This is a genomic window from bacterium, from assembly GCA_021108215.1.
Taxonomy (GTDB): Bacteria; Oederibacteriota; JAAXVQ01; order JAAXVQ01; family JAUVAV01; genus JAIORK01.
The window spans coordinates 63,675-78,191 of record JAIORK010000008.1; the positions used below are offsets into that span (position 1 = coordinate 63,675).

General features: G+C 50.7%; 14 protein-coding genes. All 14 read left to right on the plus strand.

Annotation, left to right across the window (positions count from 1 at the left end; genetic code table 11):
* Positions 1-33: 33 nt before the first annotated feature.
* Positions 34-489 (plus strand): transposase, encoded by a 456-nt coding sequence (locus K8S19_01715; protein ID MCD4812402.1) that lies wholly within the window; start codon positions 34-36, stop codon positions 487-489.
* A 138-nt stretch (positions 490-627) separates the two neighbouring features.
* On the plus strand, positions 628-1,056 hold the full coding sequence (gene rplM / locus K8S19_01720) for a 50S ribosomal protein L13 (protein MCD4812403.1): 429 nt from the start codon (positions 628-630) through the stop codon (positions 1,054-1,056).
* A gap of 3 nt (positions 1,057-1,059) precedes the next feature.
* The gene (rpsI, locus tag K8S19_01725) at positions 1,060-1,488 is read left to right on the plus strand and encodes a 30S ribosomal protein S9 (protein MCD4812404.1); all 429 of its coding nucleotides are present in this window, start codon (positions 1,060-1,062) and stop codon (positions 1,486-1,488) included.
* 577 nt (positions 1,489-2,065) lie between these two features.
* A complete protein-coding gene (mraZ, locus tag K8S19_01730; protein ID MCD4812405.1) occupies positions 2,066-2,503 on the plus strand; it encodes a division/cell wall cluster transcriptional repressor MraZ in 438 nt (145 codons plus the stop codon).
* A gap of 59 nt (positions 2,504-2,562) precedes the next feature.
* Complete coding sequence (locus tag K8S19_01735) at positions 2,563-2,919, plus strand: STAS domain-containing protein (GenBank protein ID MCD4812406.1); 357 nt, start codon at positions 2,563-2,565, stop codon at positions 2,917-2,919.
* A complete protein-coding gene (rsmH, locus tag K8S19_01740) occupies positions 2,916-3,794 on the plus strand; it encodes a 16S rRNA (cytosine(1402)-N(4))-methyltransferase RsmH (GenBank protein ID MCD4812407.1) in 879 nt (292 codons plus the stop codon). Before K8S19_01735 ends, rsmH begins: the two co-directional genes overlap by 4 nt.
* Positions 3,784-4,353, plus strand: coding sequence for a cell division protein FtsL (locus tag K8S19_01745; protein ID MCD4812408.1), 570 nt, complete (start codon positions 3,784-3,786; stop codon positions 4,351-4,353). The genes rsmH and K8S19_01745 overlap by 11 nt, the downstream gene beginning before the upstream one ends.
* A 92-nt stretch (positions 4,354-4,445) precedes the next feature.
* The gene (locus K8S19_01750) at positions 4,446-6,581 is read left to right on the plus strand and encodes a PASTA domain-containing protein (GenBank protein MCD4812409.1); all 2,136 of its coding nucleotides are present in this window, start codon (positions 4,446-4,448) and stop codon (positions 6,579-6,581) included.
* 2 nt (positions 6,582-6,583) lie between these two features.
* Positions 6,584-8,134 carry a UDP-N-acetylmuramoyl-L-alanyl-D-glutamate--2,6-diaminopimelate ligase gene (locus K8S19_01755; protein ID MCD4812410.1) on the plus strand — a complete coding sequence of 517 codons (1,551 nt, stop codon included), beginning with the start codon at positions 6,584-6,586 and terminating at the stop codon, positions 8,132-8,134.
* Positions 8,122-9,495, plus strand: coding sequence for a UDP-N-acetylmuramoyl-tripeptide--D-alanyl-D-alanine ligase (locus K8S19_01760; protein MCD4812411.1), 1,374 nt, complete (start codon positions 8,122-8,124; stop codon positions 9,493-9,495). The genes K8S19_01755 and K8S19_01760 overlap by 13 nt, the downstream gene beginning before the upstream one ends.
* Positions 9,496-9,721: 226 nt before the next feature.
* Entirely contained in the window at positions 9,722-10,807 is a 1,086-nt protein-coding gene (gene mraY, locus K8S19_01765) for a phospho-N-acetylmuramoyl-pentapeptide-transferase (GenBank protein MCD4812412.1), read from the plus strand.
* Between the two features lie 28 nt (positions 10,808-10,835).
* The gene (murD, locus tag K8S19_01770; protein MCD4812413.1) at positions 10,836-12,218 is read left to right on the plus strand and encodes a UDP-N-acetylmuramoyl-L-alanine--D-glutamate ligase; all 1,383 of its coding nucleotides are present in this window, start codon (positions 10,836-10,838) and stop codon (positions 12,216-12,218) included.
* 55 nt (positions 12,219-12,273) lie between these two features.
* A complete protein-coding gene (gene ftsW / locus K8S19_01775) occupies positions 12,274-13,374 on the plus strand; it encodes a putative lipid II flippase FtsW (GenBank protein MCD4812414.1) in 1,101 nt (366 codons plus the stop codon).
* Positions 13,371-14,507 carry an undecaprenyldiphospho-muramoylpentapeptide beta-N-acetylglucosaminyltransferase gene (gene murG, locus K8S19_01780; protein ID MCD4812415.1) on the plus strand — a complete coding sequence of 379 codons (1,137 nt, stop codon included), beginning with the start codon at positions 13,371-13,373 and terminating at the stop codon, positions 14,505-14,507. Before ftsW ends, murG begins: the two co-directional genes overlap by 4 nt.
* Positions 14,508-14,517: the final 10 nt, after the last annotated feature.

Below are 14,517 nucleotides of genomic sequence, written 5' to 3' on the forward strand. Positions count from 1 at the left end.
CAAATAGACCCAAGGGGGTGTTGTATGTCTGAAATGGAGCGCTACAAAAACAAATACCGTGTCGGAACAATCCGCTTGAAGGATTGGGATTATTCATCAAATGGATGTTATTTTGTCACGATCTGCACAAAAAACCAGGAACCGTTTTTTGGTGATTGGGTTGATGGCAGATTGGTTTTAAAGGATGTTGGGAAAATCGCGGAATGTTATTGGCGGGAAATTCCTGTGCATTTTCCGTGCGTGAAATTGGATGCGTTTGTGGTTATGCCGAATCATGTGCACGGGATTATTAATATTGAAAAACCGGTAGGTGGCAATGTAGAGACGTTGCATTGCGTCGGTAGAGACGTTGCCGGACATTGTAGAGATGTTGCGATTGTAAATCGTAGAGACGTTGCATGGCAATCCCGGTTTTATGAGAAAATCATCCGGGGTGAAAGGGATTTTCACCACATCCGTCAATACATCATGAATAATCCGGGGAATTAGCGGAATGACGGGAACCGGTCGCACCCAACGGAAAAAAAACGCTTTTTTGGGGCTTTTTGGCTTGACAGACGGGCCTGAATTGGGTAAATTAGCGACCTTGTTATTTATGATTTTGTAGGAAATGAAGGAGGATTTACTATGTCTACGCCTTTTCCCAAAACCGGAAAGGTGGAACGCAAATGGTTTTTAATCGACCTGGAGGGTAAAATACTGGGTCGTGCTGCTACGCGTGTGGCCATAATTTTAAAGGGGAAACACAAAGCCATTTATACACCGCACCTGGATACCGGCGATCATGTTGTTGTGATCAATGCCGAGAAAATCAGATTGACCGGAAGAAAGCTTGAAAAAAAACTTAATTTTAGACATTCCGGATGGCCGGGCGGCGCGAAGTTCACACCTTATTCTGAGATGATGGCGAAAAAACCGGAAGAGGTTTTTAAGCTGGCTGTGAAAGGCATGCTGCCGAAAAATACGTTGGGCCGCAATATGCTTAAAAAACTTAAAATTTACAAGGGCGACAAGCATGAACAGATTGCACAACAGCCCCAGAAAATGGAGATTTAACGTATGACGGAAACAAGTACACCCACCCCGCCGGTTGAACAGGCGGCAGTAGAATTTTTGGGAACCGGCCGCCGGAAATGTTCAGTGGCACGTGTTCGTTTGAAACCAGGCCAGGGAAATATTTTTATTAACCATCGTCCGGCGGAAGAATATTTTTCACGCCTGGTTCACCGCACACGTATTCGTCAGCCGCTGGAAGCGACTGCGACTGCCAACAAATTTGATGTTCATGTGAATGTGCATGGTGGCGGCTCGACAGGTCAAGCCGGCGCTATTTTACATGGCGTGGCTCGTGCCTTGATTAAGGCGGATGCGGATATGAGAAGTACGCTTTCCAAAGCCGGTTTTTTAACCCGTGATTCCCGGATGGTTGAGCGTAAGAAATACGGCCAGCCCGGCGCGCGTAAACGCTTCCAGTTTTCCAAGCGTTAATTTTTATCAGGTTATCCAGGGCGTTTCCTTCGGGAAACGCCCTTTTTTATTGTGTTTAAAATAAAGGCTTGATCCACAGATTACTCCCTACTCTCTGATATTAAAGCATTTGATTCGTAGGACCGGCAGATTTCGCAGATGAGATCCAAAGGATAAAACCTTAAAGAAAATATTTTTAAAGTTTTTAAAAATCCGTGTAATCTGCGTAATCGGTGGATGAGATTTTGACTTTATTTGGACAAATCAGTTAAAATATTATGGTATAAATCTAAAAAAACCTCTGCGTCCTCAGCGTCTCAGCGGTGATAGATGTTTGTACGGGTGGCTGAACCTGTTGAATCTTTTTTTCCCACATATTGTATGTATTGTGCCCCGCCCGTAGAGACGTTGCATGCAACGTCTCTACAACCACCTATATCCTAATTAATCCCGCATCGTTTAAACATCAAACTCTGGAAATTCCTGGAAAACCCTGTGAAAAAAGTGGGGAGATTTATTTTATGTGTTGACAAAATGGGGAGATAGGGGTAAATTATCCCATGATGTGGGGAAAAGTGGTGGAAAGTGGGGAAAACATATGTTCCTAGGAACGTATACACATACAGTCGATGAGAAAGGCCGTTTATCCATACCCTCGCGTTTTCGGGATGTGCTGTCGGAAAAGCAGCTGCCGGAAAAAGTGATTGTTACGCAGGGGTTGGATGCCTGTCTTGTGGGATATCCAGTCAATGAATGGAAAATTTTCCAGGAAAAAATAGTGAACCGGCCCATGAATAAAAGTGATGACCGGTATTTTATACGGCGTCTTCTGGCAGGTGCGACTGAATGCACCCTGGACAAACAAGGCCGTATTATGCTGCCGGCTGCGCTGCGGAATTATGCGGGTGTCACCCGTGAAGCGGTGGTGGTGGGTGTTTCCAATCGTATAGAAATTTGGTCGCCCGAACGTTGGGAAAAATATTTGCATGATGGTAAATCGCTGGAAGAAATTGCGGAGCAGATAGAAGATTTGTAGGGGCACGGCGCGCCGTGCCCCTACAGCATTGAATCAAAAAGAGAGGAGGTGATTGGAAGGTGAGTATCAAACTTTTGAACGAGGAAGATGTCGCGGTGATTGGTTTGCTGGGTGACATTGATATGCAGGAGGTTGTTAACATTCGCAACACCATTGCCTCTGTTTTGGACAGCGGCTGCAATCAACTCGTTTTGGATTTGTCACGGGTGCAACATATCAATGCCACCGGCATGGGTATTTTAACCGAAAGTCTCCGCCGCATTCGACATTTACAGGGTGATATGAAATTAGCCGGCGTGAATCCCTACGTGGAAAACATTTTTGAATTGACCGGCATAAAACGCTTTTTTGAAATTCACGCAACCCGTGGGGATGCAGTAAAAAGTTTTAAACGCTATAAATACGCTGCCGCATGACAGAGCATAAAACCGTGATGCTGCAAGAGGCCGTCCAGTGGTTGGCACCGAAGGGTGACGGCTGGTGGGCTGATTGTACAGTAGGCGGCGGTGGACATACTGAGGCACTCTTGGCGGCAACCGCACCCCATGGTCGGGTCCTCGGCCTGGACCAGGATGAAGCGGCCTTGGACCGTGCGCAGGAAAGGCTGGCATCCTATGGGTCGCGGCTGGTGCTGGTCCGGAATAATTTTCGTAATCTGGTGGCAGTTGCCGGGGAAATGAAAATTACAGGATTTTCAGGAGTGCTGATGGACTTGGGCGTTTCTTCTTTCCAGATCGACACTGCGACACGCGGATTTTCCTTTCTCCAACCCGGCCCTCTGGATATGCGCATGGATCAACGGCATGGCGTCACGGCAGCCGATATCGTCAATCATGCCGATGAAAAAGAACTGGCAGACATTTTTTATCGCCTCGGCGAGGAGCGGCGCTCCCGGCAGTTGGCACATCTGGTGGTTAAGAATCGGCCGCTGCAAAGCACGGATGAACTGGCCGCATTGGCCCGAAGAGCGGTCGGGCGGTCGGGGAAAATTCATCCGGCGACCCGGGCATTTCAAGCGCTGCGGATTGCGGTAAATGAGGAACTGGATAGTCTGCGCGAGGTGCTTGCAGCAGCTTCGCAGACAATGTGCCTGGGAGGACGGATGGTTGTGATCAGCTTTCATTCTTTGGAGGACCGGATCGTCAAAGAGACATTTCGCCTCAGCGGCTGGGAGCGGCTCACCAAGCATGTCATTCGGCCGAGTGAGGCGGAAACTGCCGGGAATTCACGTGCACGCAGTGCGCGTTTGCGTGCTGCGATATGGCAGGGAGGGGATCAAAATGACCGGTAGAACACTTACCGGAGAGCTGGACCGCGAGTTTATTACGATCTATTTTCTCCAGGAGGAGAAAGAAAAACGCCGTCTGGCGGTTCGCCGTCTTTCATTGGTTCTCGGGGTTATCTTTTTTTTGTTTGCGATTATCGGACTTCGCGTTTGGCAGCAAATGCAGGTGGTGAAGCTGGGGTACGAAATAAACCAGTACCGGCAGCAGTATCATCAACTGTTGGATGAAAACCGGATTCTGTTGAGCCGGCGCAATGCTTTGGCCAGCATGGAAAGAATTGAGACAATTGCCCGCGAGGCATTTGGACTGGAAATGCCCCAATCGCAGCAATTGATTTTTCTGGTGGACCCGGCTGCCAAGCCCGAGGGTATCGGCGGTTGGTTTTCAAAGGACGGTTTTTGGGGACGCTGGTTTAATATGTTAACCACGAATTCCCCGGGTTTTAAACCGGGGATGAAGTGGAATAGTAATAATGATCTTTTACAGATCATATCCAAATCTTCGCTCTCTTGCCCGGCGAATGCCGGGTACCGGGTTAGAGCGGGGAAATTGAAAAAGACTTAGAACAAGTCACATTTTGAAAATGAGGCATTTTATGGAACGATTATCACGATTCAGGCAATGCACCATGACGGGTTGCCTGACGGGGGCGAGAGTTGCGAAACGAAGCCATTGAACGACGCACAATTCTTTTTATACTCGGCTTCGGAGCGCTACTTACGATTCTAACGACACGTCTTTTCTACCTACAAATTATACAACACCAACATCTTTCGCAACTCGCCCTCCGACAACAGGAACGTACGATTGAGATCCAACCGGCGCGGGGCCGGATCTTTGATCGTGAGGGTCGTTCTTTGGCATTGAACCGCCAATCCAGTTCTTTTTATGCTGTGCCGGGAGAAATAAAAAATCCCAAAGCTGTGGCAACTAAATTATCCAGGACGCTGGGCGTTTCTCAGGGTCGGCTGGAGCGGCGCTTTCGCAGTCGCAAGGCATTTGTCTGGATTAAACGCAAGGTAGGCGATCAGGTTGCCAAGCAGGTGGACGGGCTGGGGATTGCGGGGGTGCATGAACTCAAAGAAACCACCCGGGTTTATCCGGAAGGCAAGCTGGCCTGCCACATACTGGGATTTGTCGGGATGGATAATCAGGGTTTGGGCGGTGTGGAACTGAAATTTGACAGTGCCATCCGGGGGCAAAGCGGGTGGATACGAATTAATCGCGATGCCAAGGGACGCAGGCTGCCGACCGCGACACGGGTGCACAAGCAGTCACAATCCGGTCAGGATGTCTATCTGACAATTGACAAAGTCATCCAGCATATTGCTGAGCGGGAATTGGGGCGCGCGATGACTGAGAGCCGCGCCAAGGCGGGGTCTGTCGTGATTATGAATTCGAAAACCGGTGAGGTTCTGGCCATGGCCAATAAACCGGATTTTGATCCCAATTATTTTAATCGTGTTAAAGCGGATCACCGGCGCAATCGTGCGATCACCGATGTGTATGAACCTGGCTCCACCATGAAAATTGTGGCTGCTTCAGCAGCGCTGGAAGAAGGGGTCTATCTGGACGCGGATATTATTGATTGTGAAAACGGCCGGGCAAAATTTTATGGCATGACGGTTCGGGACCACGAACCGCGCGGACGATTAACCTTTCGGGATGTGATCGTGTATTCGAGTAACATTGGTGCTGTGAAAATCGGGATCCGTCTGGGTGCAAAAAAAATGGCGCAGTATTTACAAATGTACGGTTTTGGGAAACCGACTGGTATTGAGCTGCCCGGGGAGTCGAGGGGGATTGTAAAGCCATTTGCCAAGTGGAAGCGATGGACGGAAGCTTCGGTACCTTTCGGGCAGGGCATGGCAGTGACTTCCATTCAATTGATGGCGGCGTATACTGCGATTGCAAATAATGGCCGGGTGTTAAAACCCTGGATTATCAAGGAAATGCGCCATCCGGATGAAATCCGCACCAAGGTTGGAAAAACAGAATATCAGTCGCAGGTGGTATCACCGGGAACAGCGGCTGCAATGCGCAGTATTTTACGGGACGTGGTGGTGCGGGGGTCAGGTGTGGCTGCCGGGTTGGATAATTATCAGGTGGCCGGCAAAACCGGCACAGCACAAAAACCGCTTTCCAATGGTCGCGGTTATGACCCGGTTTATCATGTTGCATCATTTATTGGTTTTTTTCCGGCAGATGAACCGGAATTTTTAATCGGTGTGATGATTGATGCGCCCCAGGGTGTCCAATGGGGCGGGGTGGTGGCAGGACCGGTTTTTCGGAAAATCAGCCGGAAGCTGGTGTCTTATCTCGGCATTCCGCCCGGACCCCAGAAAGTTTATGCATTTGCCAAGGATTATGAAAAAGATCCCATGGTGCAATTAGAGGGGATCGTTCGTGTTCCTAAGGTGACAGGGCTCAGTGTGAGGGAATCCAAAGCGGTATTGAAAAAAGAGGGGTTGCTCCCAGTTTGTCTGGGCAAGGGGACGCAGGTGGTGAGTCAGCGTCCGTTTGCCGATCAGTGGAGCAATCGTGATTCGCGTGTGATTTTATATATGGCGGATTCGGAGGGGGTAACGGTTTCGGAAGCGACACTGACGAAGAGTATTGTACCCAACCTTTCGGGACAGAGCATGCGCAATGCACTTTTGATATTGGAGCAATACGGATTGCATGCAGATATTTCAGGAAGCGGTGTGGTGAAACACCAGGACCCTAAACCGTATGCCAGGATCAGTCTGGGAGAACATTGTTCGATTGTGTGTGAGGACCCGGAGGAATGAGTATGACCCAAGTGCCCCTGTCATTGTTGGCAGCCGCCTTACCGGCGGCGGTGTTGTCGGGTAAGGCGGATCATATGATTACAGCCATTGCGGATGATTCCCGGAAGGTCCAAGCGGGTGCGCTTTATGCCTGTCTTCGCGGAGCGCGCTATGATGGACATGCATTTGCAGCGGATGCGGTCGTTGCCGGGGCCAGGGCATTGCTGGTGGACAAACCGGTGAAGGGGATTGACCGGCATGCGGTGGGTGTGATCACCGTGAAAAATGTTGCTCAAACACTGAAATGGCTGGCACCCCTATTTTACAATTATCCCAGTTTGGCACTGCGGATGGTCGGGATTACCGGGACAAATGGTAAGACAACGGTGACTTATTTACTGCGCGCTATTTTGGAAAAATCCGGAATGCGGCAGGGACGAAAAAGCCAGGTGGGTCTTTTGGGGACGATTCACCATGTGATTGCGGGAAAAATTATACCAGCGAAGAATACGACGCCCATGGCCTGGGATGTTCAACGTTTTTTGGCGGAAATGGTAAGCCAACACTGTCAAGCCGCCGTGATGGAGGTATCTTCTCATGCCCTGGCGGAAGACCGCGTCTGCGGGTGTGACTTTGATGTTGCGGTGTATACGAATTTAACCCCCGAACATCTGGATTATCATAAGACCATGGCGGCTTATGCCAGGACAAAACGGAAATTATTTTCTTCGCTGGGCAGGCCGGGTCTGAAAAAAAGTAAACGCTTTGCAGTGATTAACCTGGATGACCCGCATGCCGGTATGATGATGCAGGCGGCCAAAGGCGCGAAGGTGATTACCTACGGGATGACGTCCCGGGCAAAGGTCACAGCACACGCGATCAAGCTGGGTCCGGACGGGACACGATTTTTATTGAAAAGCGCGTCCCAAAAGATTCCGGTCCGGCTGCGTCTTTTGGGACGCTACAATTTGAGCAATGCCCTGGCTGCGGCAGCGGCGGCGCAGGCAATGGGTGTACCGCTGAAAAAAATCAAACAGGGATTGGAATCCATGATTGCGGTGAGCGGCCGGATGGAGCGCGTTCCCGGTCTGCAGAAATTCAATGTGGTGGTGGATTACGCACATACACCGGATGCATTGAAAAATGCTTTGCAGGCCATTCGGGAGACTACCGCAGGCCGGGTTATTCTGGTTTTTGGCTGCGGCGGGAACCGCGACGTTTCCAAGCGGGCGCCCATGGGGCGGCTGGCAGTTGAACTGGCCGAGGTGGTGGTTATCACCTCGGATAATCCCCGCCGCGAGGACCCGGAAAAAATTATCAAAGATATTCTCGTCGGGTGTCAGGTCAGGACAAAGCGCGGCGCTCAGGCAGACAAGGTATTGGTGGTGCAGGACCGGTCCCGGGCAATCAGAAGGGCCCTGGCCCTGGCCCAGCCCAAAGATACGGTTTTGATTGCGGGTAAGGGGCATGAAGCCTATCAGATTTTAAAAGACAAGACCATTGCGTGTGATGATCGCAGCATTGCCCGTGAAAGCATCAAGCAATTCATCCGGAGGAAATCATGGAAGGCATGACATTAGGGAAAATTGCCAATGCAGTACAAGGCCGGTTGGTCAATGTGCCGCGTAACCGCAAGGTGACCGGGGTTTCCATTGATTCACGTACGGTTCGTTCCGGGCAGCTTTTTGTCGCGCTGGCCGGCACACAGACTGATGGACATGATTATATGGAAGTTGCTGTTGCGGGCGGTGCGGTGGCGGGGATTTGTCAAAAAGCGATGGGAAAACTTCCTTATATTAAAGTTCGCAATGCGCGCAAAGCGCTGGGTGACTTGGCCGCTGCCTATCGACAGCTCTTTCCCTCCCTCCGGGTGGCGGCCATTACCGGCAGCAGCGGAAAGACCGTAACCAAGGAAATGCTGGCGGTGATACTCAACAAGCGGAGTAAAGTCCTGGAGAGTGAAGGTAATTTTAACAATGATCTGGGGCTGCCTTTGACGCTTTTTAATCTTGCGCTGCGGCATAAAATTGCGGTGGTAGAAATGGGAATGAATGCGCCGGGAGAGATCCGGCGGTTGGCTCGGATTGCGTTGCCGGAAGTGGGCATCCTTACAAATATCGGTGATGCCCACTTGGGAAATTTTACGAGCAAACGCGCTCTGGCCAATGCCAAACTGGAGCTGGTCCAGGAATTGAACGATGGGGGAACTGCGGTTTTAAATGCAGATGATCCTTATTTGAATAAGGCAGCGGAAAAATGCGAGCGTGTTCTGACTTTCGGCATGCATCCCCGGGCCGATGTCCGCGTGGTTTCGGCAGGTGTTCACTTGAACGGGACCCGTGTTGTACTCGCTTTTGCCGATCAAAAAGAGGAATTTCGCATGAAGGTGTTGGGTGTCCATCAAGCCTGGAATGCGGCGGCAGCCGTGGCAGGTGCAATTGCCATGGGAATTGGTTTTGATTCGGCGTGTGCCGCTTTGGAAGGGTTTCGGAACATGACCCGGATGCGGCTTGAACTGCTGCGCATTGGACAGCATCGTATTATCAATGATGCTTACAACAGCAATCCGCAATCTGCGGTGGCAGCGCTGAAACTTCTGGCTGAATTGCCCTCGCCGGGTAAAAAATATTTTATTGCCGGGTCCATGCTTGAGTTGGGTCGGCATTCAGGCGACGCGCACCGTGAATTGGGACATCAAGCCGCGATGCTGGGTGTGGATGGTTTAGTTACCGTAGGGAGTGAAGCGCGCAGTATTGCTGTTGGTGCCCGGCGCGCCGGCGGCATTCGGTGGATTACCAAATTAGATGGGGTCCATGAGGTCGCAGAAGCCTTGCGGCCCCAGTTGAGCCTGCAGGGGGACCTGATTTTGGTGAAAGGCTCGCGGGGCATTGGATTGGAACAATTTGTTGATGATCTCAGAAGGAGGACCGCGTAGCAAACCATTGTGCTGATGGTTGAATGTTGAATGGGCGACATACTTGCGACGTTACGATAACGACGACAGCGCTGCCCAGTACCTTACCGACACCACGCGAACGTTTTCCACCGACGCGAACGACTATGACGATACAGACGCTATATAAAATCATTCAACATTCAATTATCAGCATAATCAAAGTGGTTGCAAGGCAGGTCGTTTATGACAGGAGGGTGGTTGAAACGTGCTTTATTATTTTCTCTATCCATTAGCGGATATCTGGACAGGCTTTAATGTTTTTCGATACATCACATTCCGTTCTGTGTATGCGGCACTAACCGCGTTTTTGGTGTGCTTGCTGTTGGGTCCGGTGATCATCCGTATGCTGCGCAAGCGCGGGATCGGTCAAAATATCCGCAAGGACGGTCCGGACCGTCATCAAAAAAAAGCCGGGACACCGACCATGGGCGGTTTGATCATCCTGCCGGCGATTCTGCTGAGCATCGGCTTGTGGGCGCGGTGGGAATATTCAGGCATGTGGATTGTGACCATTGCATTGGTTTGGTTCGGGATGGTCGGTTTTTTGGATGATTATTTGAAAATAATCAAAAAACAGTCTCAGGGTTTGATTGCAAAAAAGAAACTGGTCCTCCAGCTGGTCGGGAGCGGCCTGATTATGCTGCTGTTCCTTTACTGGAATCAGGCTTGGGCACAGCGCGCCAGCATCAACCTGCCTTTTTTCAGTCAATCGGTGGACTTGCCGGTCTGGATATATTTTATTTTGGGTGTCTTGGTAATCACGTATGCCAGCAATGCGGTGAATCTGACCGATGGGTTGGACGGACTGGCGATCGGATCGCTGGCCCTGGTGGCCGGAACGTTTACGGTCATGAGCTATTTAGTCACGCATGTGAAATTTGCCGGTTATTTGAAAATTATTTTAATTCCCGGCGGAGCTGAACTCACTGTGGTGTGCAGTGCCATGGTCGGTGCAGCGCTGGGCTTCTTATGGTTTAATACGCATCCGGCCGAAATTTTTATGGGAGATACAGGCTCGCTTTCTCTCGGGGGCGTCTTGGGAACCCTGGCGGTATTGATTAAACAGGAAGTTCTGTTGGTGATTGTCGGCGGTATTTTTGTCGCAGAGGTCCTTTCGGTGATTCTGCAGGTGGGGTCGTTTAAGTTGACCGGAAAACGGATTTTTCTGATGGCGCCTTTGCATCATCATTTTGAGATGAAAGGGTGGTCTGAACCGAAAATTATTGTGCGTTTTTGGATCGTAGGCATCATGCTGGCGGTCATTGCTTTAAGTACGCTCAAACTGCGTTGACCGGCTATTTGGAAAATGGAGACAGTTGATGAAAGAAAAAATTGAAGTCAAAGATAAATCGGTCTTGATTATTGGTATGGCGCGCAGCGGCTGCGCGGCGGCACGCTTGCTGCATGCGCAAGGTGCCAAGGTAACCATTACCGATATCAAACCGGCGGAGGAACTGGAATCCGCGATTGAGGCATTGACACCTTTGGGAATCACCATTGAGACGGGCGGCCATAATCCGGAGAGCCTTAAAACAGCGGAACTGGTCGTGATCTCACCCGGTGTGCCGGCCGCCCAGCCGGTGGTGCAGGAAGCGGAAAATCTCAAGATCGAGATGATCTCCGAATTGGAACTGGCATATAATTTTTGTGATAATAAAATTGCGGCAATCACCGGGACCAACGGCAAAACCACAACTGTTCATCTTTTGGATGCCATGCTGCGGGATGCCGGTATTTCCTGTGTGATGGCGGGTAATATGGGGAGACCTTTTTCCGAGGTCGTGCTTGATCTTTCAAAAAATACAATAGTGATTCTGGAAGTTTCCAGCTTTCAGCTGGAAAGAATAAAAAATTTTCGGGCCAATGTGGCGGCTATTCTCAACGTCACGCCCGACCATTTGGACCGGTACACCGGCATGCAGGCTTATGTAGAAGCCAAGACCCGGATTGTCCGGTCACAACAGTCAAGTGACGTTTTAATTCTCAATGGCGAGGATAAATATACCCCCTTGCTGGTCAATCAAGCATCCGGCCGGCTTTTGACGTTTTCCGCACTGCGTCCACCGGAGATTGAAGGGACCTGGGTGGAACGCGGGAAAATTTTTTACCGGCTGTTCGGGCTCGGTCAGGATGAAATGATGTTGGCCGATGAAATGCTGATACCCGGACCGCATAATCTTGAGAACGCCTTGGCGGCCATTGCCATGGGTTTGAGCCTGGGGATCGGTGCGAAAAATATGGTTAAAACATTGCGTCAGTTTCGCGGTGTGCCGCATCGGTTGGAACCGGTTAAGCGGTCCCGCGGCATTTGGTTTATTAATGATTCCAAGGGAACCAATGTGGATGCGGTGGAAAAGGCGCTGCAAAGTTACAAGTCGCCGGTGATTTTGATTTTGGGCGGCCGGGATAAAAACGGAGATTTTCGCCGGTTGCGGGAATTGATACTGCAACGCGCCAGAGCGGTGGTGGTCATGGGTGAAGCAGCCAAGACCATTGCGGAGCAGCTCGAAGGCACGGTACAGATTATTCATGAAAATGAATTGGGCGGAGCAGTTCATGCGGCGGTAAGCATAGCGAGTGAGGGTGATGTGGTGTTGTTCTCGCCCGGGTGTGCAAGTTTTGATCAATTTAAAAATTTTGAGGAACGGGGCGAGACTTTCAAGCAGCTGGTGGAAGAGATGGCCCAAGTGACGGGAGACTAGGCAATGTTTTTTTGCGGGCAGCTCATGGGGGCGCAAGATGGAGACTAGACGGGAAATGCGCGGCAATATTGATATCACGTTTTTGGCACTGACAGCCATTTTAGTCGGTATCGGCCTGATTATGGTTTATTCTTCGTCGACCATTTTGGCGATGAAAAATTTTGGTGATTCCTATTTTTTCATCAAGCGTCAAATGGTATGGGCAACCATGGGATTTATCGCTCTTTTGGTGATTGCACGGTATCCCTATGCGTCGCTGCGTAAGTGGATCAAACCGGCAATGGTGATGTGCGGTGTTTTATTGATCGCGGTCTTGGTACTCTCGATTGGAAAAACCGTTGGGGGTGCCCGGCGTTGGCTTTTTTTTGGACCGATTTCTTTTCAACCGGCTGAATTTTTGAAGGTTGTACTCGTGCTTTATATGGCGGATTCCCTGGTGCGCAAAGAAAAAGTCATGGGCTCGTTTGTTCAAGGCGTACTGCCCCATCTGATGGTGTTGGGCGCGATTTCCATGTTGTTATTAATGCAGCCTGATTTGGGAACGGCGATTATATGTATTCTGGTAGGCGGCGGGATGATTTATCTGGCCGGTGCACGGTTATCGCATTTGGTCAGTTTGGGGTTGGCCGCACTGCCGGTTATGTTTTTATTAATTTATCAGGTTGATTATCGCCGTCGTCGTCTGGATGCTTTTTTGGATCCCTGGCAGGAACCTTTGGGCAAAGGGTTTCAGGTGATTCAGTCTTATTTGGCAATGGGAAGCGGGGGGTTGTGGGGAAGGGGTTTATGCGAAAGCCAACAAAAACTTTTTTATCTTCCTGCACCGCATACGGATTTTATTTTTAGTATTTTAGGTGAGGAATTAGGCTTTGTCGGAACCTTTGGATTGGTGCTCGTTTTTGGTTTTTTTCTCTGGCGGGGATTTCAGATTGCCCGAAATTGCAAAGACCGCTTTGGAAAACTGCTGGCCCTGGGGCTGGTGCTTTTGCTGGGTGTGCAGATTGTCATTAATATGGGTGTGACTACGGGTCTGGTTCCCACCAAGGGGACCACGCTGCCGCTGATCAGTACCGGCGGGTCCTCGCTCTTTTTTTCGATGGTGGCAATCGGCATCTTGCTCTCGATATCCCGTTACCATCCGCAGGAGCAGGGATGACGGCCGCGCCCGGGGTTTATGGCATCTGCGGCGGCGGCACCGGCGGGCATATTTTTCCGGCACTGGCTGTGGTCCGGGAATTACAGAAACTGGCGCCGGATGCCAAGGTGTACTATTTTGGGAAAGAGAAGGGGATGGAGGAAGACTTGGCGCAGCAACGGAAGCTTTCCTTTATTGGTTTAAAGCTCAGCGGCTTGTCCCGTTCTTTGACCTGGAAAAATGCGGTCAGCCTTTGGCAGGCAGGGGCCGGAATAGGGCGGGCACGGCACACGATTAATCAAACCGGCATCCAGGCAATCTTGGGGACCGGCGGCTATGTTTGCGGTCCGGTAATGCTGGCCGCAGCCAACTTGGGAATTCCCAGTATTATTCATGAAAGCAATTTTTTTCCCGGTCTTACCAACCGCTGGTTGGGACGCTGGGTGACGCAGGTGGCAGTGAGCCATGCCCCGACGGGAAAACATTTTTCTGCAGATAAAGTGGTGGTCACTGGATTTCCCTTGCGGGAAGGTCTGGATGCGCTTGACCGGGAAAGCGGCTGTAAAGTTTTTGGTTTGGATCCGGCGCGAAAAATATTATTTGTTTTTCCGGGATCTCAGGCCGCCCGGCGGATTAACCGGGCGATTGCCGATTTACTGCCCCGGTTGAACCAGGCGCTGCCTGGGTTGCAAATGATTTGGATGACCGGTGAGGCGGATTATGCGATGGCGAAACGCGTTTGCGAAAAAAGCAGTGTGAAGGTATCGTTGCATGCTTTTGTTCATGAGGTGCCGCAGGCTTATGCAGCTGCGGATTTGGTCCTGGCCCGGGCCGGTGCGGGGACGATTGCGGAATTATCCACGACCGGGAAACCGGCGTTATTGGTTCCTTATCCGCATGCCGCCGCCAACCACCAAGTGCACAATGCCGAGGTGCTGCAAAAATACGGATCGGCTGAGATGATGGAAGATGACGGCCTTAATGATGAAACGCTTTTGGCACGGCTGATGAAGGTGTTCAAACGCTTGCGGTATATGAATGATTGTGGTGCGGTGTTACGGGCGGGTTATCCCAAATACGCAGCGCGTGATCTGGCCGGGATGCTCATTGCACTGGCGGCAAAGAAAACCAAAGAAAGAAGCCGGTTGGGATGAAGCGAAAATT